Raw genomic sequence first — 14,754 nt, forward strand, 5'->3', positions numbered from 1 at the left:
CGAAGTTCTTTGCTAGAGTGGCAAGGCAAATTGGCCAGGCTCCTATCGTGTTGCATTCTAAGCTGCTGCAGAAAAAGCCTCCGCTGCTGTTGCCCCTGGGCGCAGCTCTACTCTTTATTGGCGGCGGCGCGCTGACCTTTTGGGCCACCTCCCGACACGGGCAACTAGCCAAAACGCTGCCCGCGGGTGCCAATGCCATTCCGGCTGATGCGCTGGCGGTGGTGGCCCTGAGCAGCGATGAAGCTCAGTGGCGACGACTGCGGCAGTTTGGTACCGAGGCTACCCAGGCCCAGTTTGACCAGCAGCTAGTGCAGTGGCGCGATCGCCTGCTAGCCGAGCAAGACCTCGATTTTGCCCGCGACATTCAGCCCTGGGTTGGCCCCGAGATTAGCCTGGCGGTGCTGCCCGTCGAGACCAGCCCCAGCGACTTGCCCCCGTCACTGCCCGCGCCTGAACTGGCCCTGGCCTCAAACCTGCTGGTGGTGATCCCCATTGCCGATGCTAACCGCGCCCAAAACGACCTGGGCGAGCGGCTAGGAAAAGCTGAGTCTGTAGAAGACGCCCCCTACCGCGGCGTTACTCTACAGCAGCTCAATGGTGAAGCAGACACCCCCCTCTATGCCGCCGTGCTCGACGCCGAGACGGCGGTGCTCAGTCCTCAGTTGCCCCTGCTAAAGCGGGCGATCGACACCTACAAGGGGGGCGAGTCGTTGGTCTCTCGCCCTGGAGTAGGCAAAGCCTTCGAGCAACTTACCGAAACCCGGCCTCTAGCCCGCTTTTATGTGGATGTGCCGGCCCTGTCGCAAACCATAGCCGCGGCCGCCGACCCACCCATTGCCCCCGAGCGGCTGCGGGCGTTTCAGACTCCACGGGGGCTGGTGGGGGCGATCGCGCTGCAAAGCCGCGGCGTTGGTCTCCAGGGCATTAGCTGGCTAGAGCCTGGCCCTCAGGCCTTGGCCACCGGCAACAAGGCTGACCAAATGCCCCAGCGACTGCCCACGGGTACTCTGGTAGCGGTGTCAGGGGGCGATTTTCAACAATTTTGGGAAGACTTTGAGGCTGGCGAGCAGCTCTCAGCCCTGCTGCCAGTACGGGCCAGCGATTTATCCCTAGGGCTGCAAACCGCTACTGGCCTAAGTCTGCAAGAAAACCTGCTGCCCTGGATGGCTGGAGAATTTGCCCTGGGGGTGCTCAACCCACCCCCACCAGCCGGCGACGGCAGTGCTCCACCGCTGCCGAATCCAGCGCTGGTGCTGATGGTCAAGACCAACGATCGCGAGGCCGCCACTGCCACCTTTGAACAGCTCGACGCCGTGATGGAGAGCCGCTACCGCTTTGCGATCGAGACCACCGATTTGGGCGGTGTGCCCGTCACCCGTTGGACCTCCCCCTTCGACTCGTTGGTGATGGCCCACGGCTGGCTCGACGGCGACATTGCCTTCTTTACCGTGGGTCAGGGCATTGCCGAGCAAGTCGCCCCAACCCCCAACCGCAGCCTGGGCGAAAATGATCTCTTCCAAGTAACTACCGGCAACGCACCGCGCCCCAACAACGGCCACTTTTTTATCAATTTGGAGACCCTCACCGGGGTAGAAAACAACCTGCTGCTGCCGCCTCTGCCCCAGGATGGACTGCTGAGTTCTGAAGCCATTGAGGCGATCGGGGTAACGGCGACGGTGCTCAGCGATCGCCAGGTGCGCTACGACGTTACGGCGGCGCTGAAGCGGGGCGAGCGCCCCGGCCCCCTACCTGGCGGAACCGAGCCCCAAGCCGCCCCCACGCCAGAAGCCACTCCCGAGGCAACTCCTGAGACCGCCCCATCCACTCCCCAATAACTCCCATCGTTGTCTCGACAATTCAACCGGCAAAAGTCGGCCCAAAAAATCGGTACGATAGGAAAGACTCCTCATGGCTACCGAACATGGATTTGATTGCGCTCCAGGGCTGGCTCGACAATGCATCCTTTGCGGTGCTGTTTGCGGCAATGCTGCTCTACTGGTGCGGCGTGGCGTTTCCCAAGGTCACCGTTCTGCCATCGTTGGGCACCGCCGCCATGGCCGTAGGCAACCTCACCATCGCCGCCCTACTCGGTGCCCGATGGATTGAGGGGGGCTACTTTCCCATGAGCAACCTTTACGAATCGCTGTTTGCCTTGGCCTGGGGTATCACCGCCATGCACCTGGTGGCCGAGCGCATGAGCCGCAGCTCTTTGGTGGGGGCTGTCACCGCGCCGATTGCCATGGCGATCGCCGCCTTTGCCACTTTGACCCTGCCCGACACCATGCAGGGCTCAGAGCCTCTGGTGCCCGCTCTCAAGTCGAACTGGCTGATGATGCACGTCAGCGTCATGCTGCTGAGCTACGCGGCGCTGCTGGTAGGGGCCCTGCTGGCGATCGCATTCCTCCTCGTCACCCGTGGCCAGGCGGTAGAACTCAAAGGCAGCTCCGTCGGCACCGGCGGCTTTCGCAACGTCAAGCTGCGCCGCGCTGAGGATGACGCCGCCGAGGCCACCGCGGTGATGACCATGTCCACCGGGGGCGCGGCGGTGCTCGAAAAACCCGCAACCGTCACCCTCTCGCCCCAGCGGCTCACCCTGGCCGACACCCTCGACAACATCAGCTACCGCATGATTGGACTGGGCTTTCCGCTGCTCACCATCGGCATCATCGCTGGGGCAGTTTGGGCCAACGAAGCCTGGGGCTCCTACTGGAGCTGGGATCCCAAAGAAACCTGGGCGCTAATTACCTGGCTGGTGTTTGCCGCCTACCTCCACGCCCGCATCACCAAGGGCTGGCAGGGGCGTCGTCCCGCGATCCTCGCCGCCACCGGGTTTGTGGTGGTGTGGGTGTGCTACCTGGGGGTCAACATTCTGGGCAAGGGACTGCACAGCTACGGCTGGTTTTTCTAAGGTCGCCGCTTCCAAGCAGAATTTACCGCTGCAGTTTTTTAATCGTATCGTGCACCCCGTGCCAACGGTTTCAAGCATCGCTGGAGCCCTCTTTTCTGCATCTTGGATCCGAATCTGCGGGGAAAATGGGGTTCACGTTTGACAGGGTTCTGGACTAGGCTGTGCAACTGAGGTTGTCAGAATGCTAAAACAACCCAGGGGTAAACCTACCCCGCACTGTCGTTGCGATCGCGTTCTTCTATGCCCAGACCCACACCTAAACTGACGACTAGGTTTAGCCGTCCCCAACGGTGGATGCAGCTGCTGCTAGCGCTGCTGGGACTGCTGCTCACCCTGAGCTGGGATCTGTCCCCAGCCGTGGCCCAAATCTCCAACCCTTTCGGCGGCAACAGCACCCTACCCCCAGCTGGGGTCGAGCGCATTGGCCTGCTTGAGACCACCGTAGTCGCCCTCGATGGCGATCCCCTCTTCGATATTGCCTCCCCAGCGGTATTTAACCGCAACGAATCGGGCGCGGAGGTGCCCGTTGAAGTGCGCGCGCGGCAAATCGAGACCAATCTCAGCCAGGTGGTCGACCGCACCCTGACGCCCATATCTGACGACAACGCCGTCAATAGCTCCTCCCTTAATGTGAGCATTGAAACCATTAGCGGCCAGCCCGTGCTATTTGCGATCGGAGCAGGCTTGGTCGAACCGAGGGTCCTGCTCACCATTACCGACACCGATGCTCAGTACAACGGGGCGTCGCAGCTCGATCTAGCTGACCGCTGGCAGGTCGTGCTGCGCGACTCGCTACGGCAGGCAGTCGACAGCCGCCTGCCCGAAGCTCGGCGGCGGCAGATTCGCCGCACCGTCTGGATTTTGCTGGCCAGCCTGCTGCTCACCCTTGTGCTAACCGGCATCTGGCGAGTGCTGGGCAGGCGCAAGAGCGAGCTAGAGCAAAAGCAAACTGACCAAAATAATCTCCCCATTCCCCCCGGAGCCGATGTCCCCGAGCAGCAGCTCTTGCAGGTGTTTAGCTACCAGCTCACCCTGGCCCAGCGGCTTCAGGTCGTAGCCTTCTTGCGCTGGCTAATGTTTTGGGGCATCGCCTTCGTGTGGGTTACAGGCATCGCCAGCGGGCTCTACATTTTTCCGCAAACCCGCAGCTATGCCTTTGGGTTGTTCTCAATTCCGGTGCTGCTGCTGCTGACCTGGTTTTTCACCGGGTTGCTCAACCGCGTGACCAACCTGGCCATTGAGCGAGTAGCCCAGGCCTGGAGCAAAAACGAGCTAGGCGATCTGGACGACATTCAGCGCAAATCGATGCGCATTTCGACCATTATTGGTGCCCTCAAAGGACTAAAGACGGCCGTCATCTATGCCCTAGCCACCCTGCTAGTGCTACAAACCCTGAGAATTGCCCCAGCGTCACTGCTGGCCTTTGGGGCAATTTCTGCCCTGGCCATTTCCTTTGCCGCTCAGAATTTGGTTAAAGACCTGGTCAACGGCTTTTTGATTTTGCTAGAAGACCAGTACGCCATCGGCGACCTGGTGACCACCGGCACCACCACGGGCATTGTGGAAAACTTGAATCTGCGGATCACCCAAATTCGCGGCGAAGATGGCCGTCTGGTCACCCTGCCCAACAGCCTCATTGCCCAAGTCGAAAACCTCAGCCGCGGCTGGTCGCGGGCCAACATCCTCGTCGATGTGGCCTATGGAACCAACGTCGATGAAGCTCTGTGGGTTCTACACGAAACTGCCCAGATTATGGCCAGCGACCCCGAGTGGCGCTATGCCATTCTCAACCCGGTCGAAATGTTGGGGGTTGAGAGCATAACCCACGCCGGCCTCACTCTTTTGATTTGGATCCGTACTCGACCCCTCAAGCAGTTTTTGGTGGCGCGTGAATTTCGCCGCCGCCTGCGTATTGCCTTTGACAAGGCGGGCATTGCCATCGGGGTGCCGCAGCAGGCATTCACAGAGCTGCCTGACGACACAGAACACCATAACCACAACAATGGCGCCGCCCATAGCACAGCAAAAAGCGGGGCTGTTGAACCCCGCTGACGGTTGTATGACTTGAAAGTTGAGTAGGCCTAGGGTGCAATGCCAGTCTCGGTCGGCTGCGCCAACGCAACGCCTGTTGCGATCGCCGCTGCCCTAACTGCTCTACTTCAGCTTTTGCTTAATGTAGGCCAGCATTTTGCCTAGCTGGCCTTTGAGCTGGGCCACCTCGCCTTGCAGCTGTGTCACCTGAGCCTGAAGAGCTTGGAATTCGGCGGCACTCACATCGCCGCCACCGGATGACGCCGCTGCAGCCGTGGCGGCGGGGGCGGTCATGGGGGTACGACGTGGCTTGCGAGCCTTGACCATCGACGCTTTGATTGCTTCGATCAGTTCTTTTTGCTCAAAGGGCTTTTGAATAAACTCGAAGTACTCGAAGGGCTCGGTAATTTTTTCGGTGACTTCTTCTTTGCGGCCAGACATCAGCACCAGGGGAATGTTCTGGAGGTCTGGATTCGCCTGAATTTCTTGGAAGACTTCCCAGCCGCTCATGCGGGGCAGCAAGAAGTCGAGCATGATCAGGTTGGGGCGTTGGCTGCGAATGGCATCCATGCCTTCTACACCATCTTGGGCTTCAATGACTTCAAAATTGCCCTGGGGAAGCATGTCGCGCACCCGCATGCGAATCACCCGGCTATCATCGATGACCAAAATCCTATGATTTGCCACAGTTGATTCCTCTCGCGGTGTCGAAGGCCATGGTAGGCGGTGCCATTAAGTATAGTTCAGGTTTTCGGAAAGTCTGTGCTAGGGCTGAAGAATATAGCGATCGCCGAGTGTGGGTTTGAATGCCCGGCCACCGCCCCGCCCAATCTAGCCCAGAACTGGCTTTAGTATGCCCTGCTGGGCTTCAAAACTGACAGCGGTGGCCTGGAAATGCTGGGCTAAATTTAGCTGCCTTAAGCTTGGGGAGACTTTGAAGCAAGCAGCAGATGGGCCGCCTGCTTCACTTGGTCAAACGGGCTAGGGCTGGGCACTAGCGCCGGTAGCCGCACCACACACTGGTGAGGAAATAGCTCAGCGGGCAGGTCGCTACCGACTTGATAGCGGTTATGGACAATGTAGCGCTGGGCAATGCCGCGACCGCCCAGGGTATGGTTTAGCCGACTGGCCTCAGCCAAAATCGCTGATTGATTTTGCACGACGCCAATAAACTCGGTGTGCTGGGGGTCTTTGAGCTTATCTTGGGCAGTCAGCACCCGCTGACGCAGGGTGCGCAGGCGGCCCATAAACTCCACCCGGCCCACTACATCCTTGTACTTAATCCAGAGCTTGAAGATCCACCCTAGCCAATCGCCTAAAGCCGTAGGCATCTCCAGAAACCGCAGTAGATGGCCAGTGGGAGCGGTGTCGAGCACAATCAGCTGCTGCTCGTTGCGCTCCAGCAAATCCATGACGGTAATCAGCGAGAGCATTTCGTCAATGCCAGGTAGGGCCTGAGCGACGATCTGCCGCCAGGCGGCGGGACCGTAGGCCATCTGAATGCCGCTGGCAATGTCGCCATCGCCCGCCATCATGTCGGCCAGTTCCCACAGGTAGTCGGTGCGAAACTGGTCAAGCACCATGTCGGCGCTGACTTCCTGGGCCTGGAGGTTGGGCAGCAGCAGGGTGGGTTCGTGGCCGAGGGGCTGGCCAAAGGCATCGCCCAAGGAGTGGGCCGGGTCGATGGACATGACCCGCAGGTTGGCCTCGGGATGGCGCTCGGCCAGCCCCCAGCTCAGCGCCGCCGACACGGTGGTTTTGCCCACGCCACCCTTGCCGCCCACCACAATCAGCCGTCGCCCTGCTGAGACAAAGTCTTCCACGCCTGGGGAAATCGGCTGCGGCCATTGGAGTATGGGAGAGATCTCGGCAGCAGGATCGGCTAGTGTCTGCGCTGAGGTTAAGGGCATAAGCTGGGGCATGAGAGCATCGAGGGCGATGCCGCCTAAGGGTTCCTGGGTTTGAGCCGGCAGCCACAGCACTGGCTGCCCCTGGGCGATCGCCTCAAACTCGGCCAGCACCTGGCGGTGGCTGTCCAAAACTTGGTCCGATTCTTGCAGCACGCGGTTAATAACCAGTCCCCCGATGGGAACTCCTAACCGTCCTAAGGCAGTGATGAAGCGATCGCTCTCGGCCCAGCTCATCGGCTCAGGAATACCAATTACCCAGCAGGCAGTGCGATCGCCATCTTGAATCAGCGATCGGCCCTGCTCTAAATCGTGGCGCATGTCGGCAATGAACTGGTCGGCATGATCAGGGGTGTAGCGACCCGCCAGGGTTTCGGTAAGTGTGCGGTGCTTTTGCTGAAACTGCCCCAGCGCCTCTAGTAGGGTATCTAGAAAATCCATCAGGGCAAACAGGCTGAGGGTGTGGCCGCTGGGGGCCATATCGACGACGACACGATCGGCTTCGCGATCGCGCAAAATCCGCTGAATTTCGAGTAGGGCCATCAGTTCATCGAGGCCGGGCCAGCCCATATCCCACACCGGGCTGAGGTCATCGCCCTCGACGAAGCTGCCGCGCTCAACCAGCAGCTCCAGCACGGTGCCGTAGTCAGCCCGAAACTGCTCTAGCAGCGCCGCCGCATCCAGGGCGCGCACCTGTACGTTCGGCAGATCGGGCAGAGGGGTAGGGGTGTTGTCCACCGTCAGTTGCAACACGTCCCCAAGGGAGTGGGCCGGGTCGGTGGAGAGCAGCAGCACCGTTTCGTCAGGGTGCTGCTGGGCCAGCTGCCGCGCGAACCCACAGGAAAGAGTGGTTTTGCCCACGCCGCCCTTGCCGCTAACCATAAACAATTGATGGGGCGATGATGTCAGCATTGGCTAACCTTACAGACTATTGAGCCTAGGGTGCCCAGGGCCATCGGCCAACGCTGGCCGCAGCATGAAACTTAAGGACGTGGCTCGGGAAGACCCTCCTGCATCGGGCAGACAACCGCTTGCTCCCGTTGGGATCACCGATCAAAGGGAGATTTTCTCTGTTCGCAACTTCCCCTATCTTTACTCCTTCCCCTATCTACCGCACTGGGTTCTCAGGACCCCGCCCGCGGTAGGCGTCGATAAAGGTGGCGGCGGCTTCTGGCTCAAATTCGGGCAAAATTAGCTTCTTCGTCCAGGCAGTGAGCACGACTTCTTTGCCCAGACCGGCCTTGGGCACCACTACCAGTCCATCCCAGAGGCCTGGAAAGTCTTTGGCCCAAGCCGTGAGCGTGTCCATCGCAGCTTGGCCAGGCTGGTCAACATAGATCACGATGTTGCCATGCTCAATGGAGTGCACCAGTTCTTCTAACCGCTGCTCTTGGGTGTAGACCCCCGGCAAAACAGGATTGGGATCGTGGGGGCCAGAGGTGGGGAAGTCGCTGTCGTAGTTGACCGCCTGACCAGGACTAACGTGAGCCTGTCCCTGGTCGGGAAAGGTCTCGATCGCCGCCATCGCCGCTGCGCCAACGGTGGTATTGGGCTCAAAAGCCACCGACTGAGGGCGGTTGCGGTACCATAGCCCGCCGAGCAGGGCGACCATGAGCGCCGCGATCCCCAGAGGCCCAAGGATCAACGACAGCGTTTTAGAAGAGGTACGGCGGCGCTTAGATCGTGCAGTCCGAGTCATAAATCTCAGTGCAAAACTATCAATGTAGGTCTCGTTGACCAGTGTAGCGGCGGCAGACGGTGGGTGGGCTAGAGATGGCTAAGTTGCCAGTGGCGTCGGTTAGTCGTTTTCACAGAGGAAAGTCATTAGTAAGGGGGGAAGGGAAGCCTTGACCCTCTAGGGAGCTAGAGAGTTTAGGATAGGGATGTTGATATCGGAGGCTCACTATGACTGTGGCAACCCGGCTAAAAATTGGCGATGTTGCTAAACAAACAGGTATCGCGGTGGGGGCACTACGCTATTACGAAAGTCTAGGCCTGCTGCACTCGGAGCGCGGTGACAACGGCTATCGCTACTATTCACCCACAGCGGTACACCAGGTGCAGTTCATTAAAAAGGCTCAGGCACTGGGCTTTTCCCTAGAGGATGTGGGAGATGTGCTTAACGTGCATCAGCGGGGAGATGTGCCCTGTGGGTTTGTGCGATCGCTGCTGCAAGACAAGATTCAACAGCTAGAAGACCAGATTCAGCAGATGACGTCGTTTAAGGCCGACCTAGAGGAATATCGCGATCGCTGGGCCGAGTCACAACCTCACCCACAACCAGGGGATATTTGCCCGCTGATTGAAACCGTGCCGCTGGCAGTTTAGCCTCAGCGACGGCAAACTCTCCGTAGGGCTAGAGACCGTGAGCTAGAATGGGAAGCTGGATCAATCACCCTTGCGGGTGAGATCTCACCCCTGCACTCTCTCGCAATTTAGGCGCAGCATTTCAGCCATGGAAAGGATTGTAGTTGGGCTCTCCGGCGGCGTAGATAGCTCTGTAGCAGCGGCAACCCTGCACCAGCAGGGGTACGACGTGGTGGGTCTCACCTTGTGGCTAATGAAGGGCAAGGGCCAGTGCTGCTCTGAGGGCATGGTCGATGCCGCTAAGCTCTGCGAAGACTTGGGCATTGAGTACCACGTGGTCGATAGCCGCGAGGTGTTTGAGCGCGAAATTATTAACTATTTAGTAGAAGGCTACGGCAGCGGCATTACGCCCCTGCCCTGTTCGCAGTGCAACCGGGCGGTCAAGTTTGGGCCGATGTTGCAGTACGCCAAAGAGGAGCTGGGATGCGATCGCATCGCCACTGGTCACTACGCCCGCATTACCCAGAACACTGAGACGGGCCGCTATGAGCTGCGCCGCGCCGTCGACCCGGCCAAAGATCAGTCCTACTTTCTCTACGACCTCACTCAAGAGTTGTTGGCCGCCTGCGACTTTCCCCTGGGTCACCAAACCAAGACCGAAACCCGCCGTATGGCCACTGAGTTGGGCCTGCACACCGCTGCCAAACCCGATAGCCAAGACCTTTGCCTGATCGAGCACCACGGCTCGATGCAGACTTTTTTGGATAAATACTTGGCTCCCAAGCCCGGCGACATTGTCGATACCGAAGGCCGTATTCTCGGTCAGCACACCGGCATTCACCACTACACCATCGGCCAGCGCAAGGGCCTGGGCATCGCCGCCGCTAACCCGCTCTACGTAGTGGGCTTTGACATGGGCAAAAACCACGTCATTGTGGCTGATCGCAGCGATGCCCACCTGCCCGACTGCACTGTGCAGCGGGTGAACTGGGTGTCGATCGCCGCCCCCCAGGAGCCGATGAAGGTGTCAGTGCAGATTCGCTACCGCAGCGAGGCGGTGGAGGCAACGCTGGTGCCGCTACCGGCGGGTGAGGGCACGGGCGCTCGGGTGCGCATTGTGTTTGACGAGCCCCAGTTTGGTGTCACCCCCGGTCAGGCGGCGGTGTGGTACGACGGCGATCGGGTTCTGGGCGGCGGGTTAATTGAAGCCGCTGTCCCCGAGATATCTGCCCCTGTGACCGAAGCTGAAGCCCTTAGCTATTGAGCGCGCCTATGACTTCTCAATCGCTGAAAACCCAGCTTCAAACCCTCACCGCTGCAGAAAAGGGAGACGCCATACAGATTCTGACTGAAACCTTAAGTCGGCCTTCCCTGGGCATTACCAAAATCCCTGAGGTAATGGGTGGTGACGCTTGCATTGCTAGTACTCGCTTACCCGTTTGGCTATTCATCAGCCTGCGGCAGCAAGGCGCTACGGATGCAGAACTGCTAGAGTCTTACCCTCACCTAACAGCTGCAGATTTGGTCAATGTTTGGGCCTACGCCGATGCCCACCCGGAGGAAATCGCGATCGCCCTTCAAGAGCAGGAAAACGCTGCGGACGGTACCCCTAAACTTTAGCTATGGCTGGGCTGTACGCTGATGAGCAGTTTCCTCGTCCTGTCGTAGAAGCACTGCGCAGATTTGGCCACAACGTCGTGACCGTTCAAGAAGCCGGGCAAGCAGGAGCGACTGATCCTAACGTTTTGGTCTATGCGATCGCCAATCAGCTCACTGTTTTAACTCAAAACCGTCGTGATTTTATTAAGCTACACCAGCTAAATCCTCACCATGCCGGAATCATTGTTTGCTCCGAGAATAGAGACTTCCTCGGACTAGCCCAGCGGGTTAACGATGCTATCTGCAATGAGACGTCGCTCCAAGGTAAGCTGCTGCGAGTTAGTCGTCCTGGATAGCGGTTTCAGGCACATGACGTTGTTACAAAACATCGAACCAGGTTACTGTCCTATGGCTGATATCACTAAAGACCAGCAACACCCCCAGTACAAGACCGATCGCCAGGTGGTAAACCAGCTCTTGGCTGGAGAAGCCACCGATTTCAACCTGGTCGAGCTGGCTCGGCTAATGACTCGTTACGAGGGCTTTCCTGGTGCCCGCGACATTCAGACCGACCTCAAAAAGGCTCTCAACCGCTGGCAGCTCACCGAAGCCGAACTGTTCGAAAAAACCCGCGCCATCCACCAGCAGGGCGAGGTCTATAAGGGGTTAGGCCGGGGCCGCGAAGACTGGAGCTAGAGATAGCGATCAGGCATTCTTACCCTTCTTAGAGCCGTGGCACAATTAGGGAAAGCGGAGCAACCCCATGAGCCCTTCCACCACAGCAGCTCTTCTTAGCTTTGAAGACTACATTGCCTACGATGACGGCACTGAAAATCGATATGAACTGGTGGATGGAGAGCTGGTTGCCATGACTCCGCCGACTTTTCGGCACATGCTGATTGCCAAGTTCATTGAGCAGTGCCTGGATGCAGAAATCGCCCGCCTTGGGTCTAGGTTGGTTCTGCTTCCGGGAAGCCGGGGTGCGTACTGGGGTGCGAAAATCGCGGTTGACGGATGTCTATGTGTTAACACCAGAACAAGTTGGTGAACTGGTGAATCGAGCGGCGATCGCCCAGACGCCTCCGTTGCTTGCTGTAGAAGTCGTTAGCCCCGACTCCATTACCCGCGACTATCGTTACAAGCGCACAGAACACGCTGCCCTAGAGATTCCCGAATATTGGATTGTCGATCCGCTAGAACTTAAGGTAACGATTCTGACCTTCAATGAAGGGCTCTACGACGAAGCCGTATTTTTTGGGGATCAGCTCCTGGTGTCGCCCACATTTCCTGAGCTGTCGCTGTCAGTGGAGCAGATTTTGGCGGCGGGCAATCTGCCTTAGCAGCGCGAGGGATATACTACTCAGCTATGAGTATTCCTAAAACCAATCGAGGCGCGATCGCGGCAGGCCACGCCCTCACCGCCGAAGCTGGAGCCGAGATGCTGCGCCAGGGCGGCAACGCCTTTGACGCCGCGATCGCCGCCGCCTTCACCGCCTGCGTAGTGGAATCGTCTTTGACCTCCCTAGCAGGGGGCGGATTTTTGTTGGCCCACACGGCGGCAGGCGAAAACCGACTGTTCGACTTTTTTTGCCAAACGCCTCGGTCAAGGGAAATGTGGCGATCGCCCGACTTCTACCCCATCCACGCCAACTTTGGCGACACCATCCAAGAGTTTCACATTGGCCTGGGGTCGATGGCGGTGCCGGGGGCGATCGCCGGGTTGCTCCACGTTCACCAAAAGCTGGGTCGCTTGCCGCTTCAGCAGATCGTAGCCCCTGCCCAACATTGGGCTACCCAGGGGACTGCGGTAGAGCCGTTTCGCGCTGGCTGCTTTCAAATTTTGGGCTCCATTCTCACGGCGACCGCTGAGGCCAGGGCGATCTATGCGCCGGGGGGCACGTTGCTGACAGCGGGCGATCGCTTTTATCTACCCGACTTTGCCGCATTTTTAGACGACCTGGTGCAGCAGGGAGCTGACCTGTTTTATCGGGGAGATTTGGCCCATGTGATCGCCCAAGACTGTCAGGCCCACGGCGGCTACCTCAGCCTGGAAGATCTGCAAACCTACCAGGTCGTCGAGCGCGAACCGTTGGCGGTACCCTACGGCAGCGCCACCCTGCTCACCAACCCGCCCCCCAGCTCTGGCGGCACGCTGATTGCCTTTGCCCTGCACCTGTTGGCCAAGGCTTCCCCTGCTCTCACTGCCCACGGTAGCCCGCGCCACGTGGCCGTTCTGCGGGAGGTGATGGGCCTCACCAACCTGGCTCGCCAAAAGGGCTACGACGATCACCTCTACCGTAGCGAGATCGCTCAAGAATTCTTAGGTGTGACCCACCTAACCCCCTACCTGGAGCAGTTTCAGGCCGTTCTCAACCAGAGGGGCAGCAAGTGGGGCAGCACCACCCACATCAGCGCGGTCGATGGCGAGGGCAACGCCGCCAGCCTCACCACCTCCAACGGTGAGGGCTCGGCCTACGTCATTCCCGGTACTGGCATCATGATGAACAACATGCTGGGCGAAGAAGACCTCAACCCCCAGGGCTTTCACCAGTGGCCGACGAACCAGCGAATGTCGTCGATGATGGCCCCCAGCTTGGTACTGCAAGACGGCAAGCCCCGCCTCGTGCTAGGGTCTGGCGGGTCTAACCGGATTCGCACCGCGATTTTGCAGGTGGTGTCGAACGTGCTCGACTTTGGCATGGATATCGAAGCCGCCGTCAGTGCGCCCCGGCTCCACTGGGAACGGGGCGCACTGCATTTAGAGCCGGGTTATGAGCAGGCGGCGATCGCTGCCCAAGCCATTACCGGCGATGACGTTTGCACCTGGTGGCAGGCCCCCAGCATGTTTTTTGGCGGCGTCCATGCCGTGGCAGTTGATCCCGATGGCACTCTCTCGGGCGTGGGCGATGGCCGAAGGGGCGGAGCCTGGGTTGTGGTCGATAGTTAGGGAACTCGCTCGTCTCTATCCAAACGCGCCATCTGACCGTTGCAGCCCCAGATTCCCAGCAAAGGGCTAGGTTGTTTGACACAATACCAATAGCTCTCCCAACCTAAGCATGGCCCCAACCATGGATCTCACCGCTGCCCTGCCCACGTTTTTTATTACCTTGCGCGAAGGGGTTGAAGCCGCCCTGGTCGTTGGCATTGTGCTGGCCTGCCTGGCTAAGGCCAACCGCCAAAGCCTCAACCCCTGGGCCTACGCTGGCATTGCCGCAGGGCTAGCCGGTAGCGTCATGCTCGGCATTGCCCTAGGGTTGGGGCTCCAGCAGATTCAGCAGGTGCTGCCCAGTCTGCAAACGGTGATCAAGCCGCTGTTGAATGTGCTGTTTGGGGCGATCGCCGTCATCATGCTGAGCTGGATGCTGCTGTGGATGACTCGCCAGGCTCGCAGCCTCAAAGGCGAAATTGAAGGTACGGTGCGATCGGCCCTCGATGAGGCCCAAACCGCGGGCTGGAGCGTCTTTAGCTTGGTCTGCATCGCCGTGCTGCGCGAAGGGTTTGAAACGGTGCTGTTTATTTTCACCAACGTCGAAACCAGTGTGTCTGCCATAGCGGGGGCTGTGGGTGGTTTGCTCGGTGCCGTGCTCATTGGCCTAGCCCTGTTTCGCTGGGGTCTGCGCATCAACCTCAAGCGCTTCTTTCAGGTGATGGGTGTACTGCTGCTGCTCATCGTCGGCGGCCTAGTGGTTTCAGTTTTTAAGAATCTAGATGCTGCCCTAGCCGCCATCAGCCAAATCAATCCCACCGCCGACCTCTGCTTCGCCCAAAGCTCCTGTATCCTCGGCCCGCTGGTGTGGGATGGCAGTGCCATTCTGCCCGATCGCCAATTCCCCGGCATCGTCCTCAAAACCCTGCTCGGCTACCGCGATCACCTGTATCTACTGCAAATCATTGCCTACTTGGGCTTCTTAACCCTCGTCGGCAGCCGCTACTTCCGCAGCCTCACTCCCTCTCTACCCACAACTACCCCATCCCCCACCCCCTAACCCATCCACCCATCCA

At 59.2% G+C, this 14,754-nt stretch carries 13 protein-coding genes and 1 pseudogene; 11 read left to right on the top strand and 3 right to left on the bottom strand.

Annotated elements, in window-relative coordinates:
- Positions 1-47 precede the first annotated feature (47 nt).
- From NC979_RS05790 to NC979_RS05800, 3 genes are all read left to right on the top strand, one after another.
- Positions 48-1,835 (top strand): DUF3352 domain-containing protein, encoded by a 1,788-nt coding sequence (locus NC979_RS05790; protein WP_190518354.1) that lies wholly within the window; start codon positions 48-50, stop codon positions 1,833-1,835.
- A gap of 86 nt (positions 1,836-1,921) precedes the next feature.
- On the top strand, positions 1,922-2,908 hold the full coding sequence (gene ccsB, locus NC979_RS05795; RefSeq protein WP_190518356.1) for a c-type cytochrome biogenesis protein CcsB: 987 nt from the start codon (positions 1,922-1,924) through the stop codon (positions 2,906-2,908).
- 240 nt (positions 2,909-3,148) lie between these two features.
- Positions 3,149-4,960 (top strand): mechanosensitive ion channel family protein, encoded by a 1,812-nt coding sequence (locus NC979_RS05800; RefSeq protein ID WP_190518358.1) that lies wholly within the window; start codon positions 3,149-3,151, stop codon positions 4,958-4,960.
- A 102-nt stretch (positions 4,961-5,062) separates the two neighbouring features.
- Here NC979_RS05800 and NC979_RS05805 read toward each other — a convergent pair whose 3' ends face one another.
- The 3 genes from NC979_RS05805 to NC979_RS05815 form a co-directional block, all read right to left on the bottom strand.
- A complete protein-coding gene (locus NC979_RS05805; protein WP_190518360.1) occupies positions 5,063-5,626 on the bottom strand; it encodes a response regulator in 564 nt (187 codons plus the stop codon).
- 230 nt (positions 5,627-5,856) lie between these two features.
- The gene (locus tag NC979_RS05810) at positions 5,857-7,758 is read right to left on the bottom strand and encodes an ArsA family ATPase (RefSeq protein ID WP_242023978.1); all 1,902 of its coding nucleotides are present in this window, start codon (positions 7,756-7,758) and stop codon (positions 5,857-5,859) included.
- A 196-nt stretch (positions 7,759-7,954) separates the two neighbouring features.
- Complete coding sequence (locus NC979_RS05815; RefSeq protein WP_190518362.1) at positions 7,955-8,545, bottom strand: thioredoxin-like domain-containing protein; 591 nt, start codon at positions 8,543-8,545, stop codon at positions 7,955-7,957.
- Positions 8,546-8,751: 206 nt separating this feature from the next.
- Here NC979_RS05815 and NC979_RS05820 point away from each other — a divergent pair, with 206 nt between their 5' ends.
- The 8 genes and pseudogenes from NC979_RS05820 (at position 8,752) to NC979_RS05855 (ending at position 14,738) form a co-directional block, all read left to right on the top strand.
- Positions 8,752-9,174, top strand: coding sequence for a heavy metal-responsive transcriptional regulator (locus NC979_RS05820; RefSeq protein ID WP_190518365.1), 423 nt, complete (start codon positions 8,752-8,754; stop codon positions 9,172-9,174).
- Between the two features lie 127 nt (positions 9,175-9,301).
- Positions 9,302-10,417 carry a tRNA 2-thiouridine(34) synthase MnmA gene (gene mnmA / locus NC979_RS05825; protein ID WP_190518366.1) on the top strand — a complete coding sequence of 372 codons (1,116 nt, stop codon included), beginning with the start codon at positions 9,302-9,304 and terminating at the stop codon, positions 10,415-10,417.
- An 8-nt stretch (positions 10,418-10,425) separates the two neighbouring features.
- Positions 10,426-10,773, top strand: a complete 348-nt coding sequence (locus NC979_RS05830) for a DUF433 domain-containing protein (protein ID WP_190518367.1) — start codon at positions 10,426-10,428, stop codon at positions 10,771-10,773.
- A 2-nt stretch (positions 10,774-10,775) separates the two neighbouring features.
- On the top strand, positions 10,776-11,108 hold the full coding sequence (locus NC979_RS05835; RefSeq protein WP_190518368.1) for a DUF5615 family PIN-like protein: 333 nt from the start codon (positions 10,776-10,778) through the stop codon (positions 11,106-11,108).
- 52 nt (positions 11,109-11,160) lie between these two features.
- Complete coding sequence (locus NC979_RS05840) at positions 11,161-11,448, top strand: DUF3288 family protein (protein WP_190518369.1); 288 nt, start codon at positions 11,161-11,163, stop codon at positions 11,446-11,448.
- Between the two features lie 67 nt (positions 11,449-11,515).
- Positions 11,516-12,092: pseudogene (locus tag NC979_RS05845) on the top strand (Uma2 family endonuclease).
- A gap of 26 nt (positions 12,093-12,118) precedes the next feature.
- On the top strand, positions 12,119-13,699 hold the full coding sequence (gene ggt, locus NC979_RS05850) for a gamma-glutamyltransferase (protein ID WP_190518370.1): 1,581 nt from the start codon (positions 12,119-12,121) through the stop codon (positions 13,697-13,699).
- A 109-nt stretch (positions 13,700-13,808) separates the two neighbouring features.
- Positions 13,809-14,738: an FTR1 family iron permease gene (locus NC979_RS05855; protein ID WP_431191022.1), complete on the top strand. Its 930-nt coding sequence runs from the start codon at positions 13,809-13,811 to the stop codon at positions 14,736-14,738.
- The last annotated feature ends 16 nt before the right edge of the window (positions 14,739-14,754 follow it).

It is taken from the genome of Leptolyngbya subtilissima AS-A7 (assembly GCF_039962255.1).
Lineage (GTDB): Bacteria > Cyanobacteriota > Cyanobacteriia > Phormidesmidales > Phormidesmidaceae > Nodosilinea.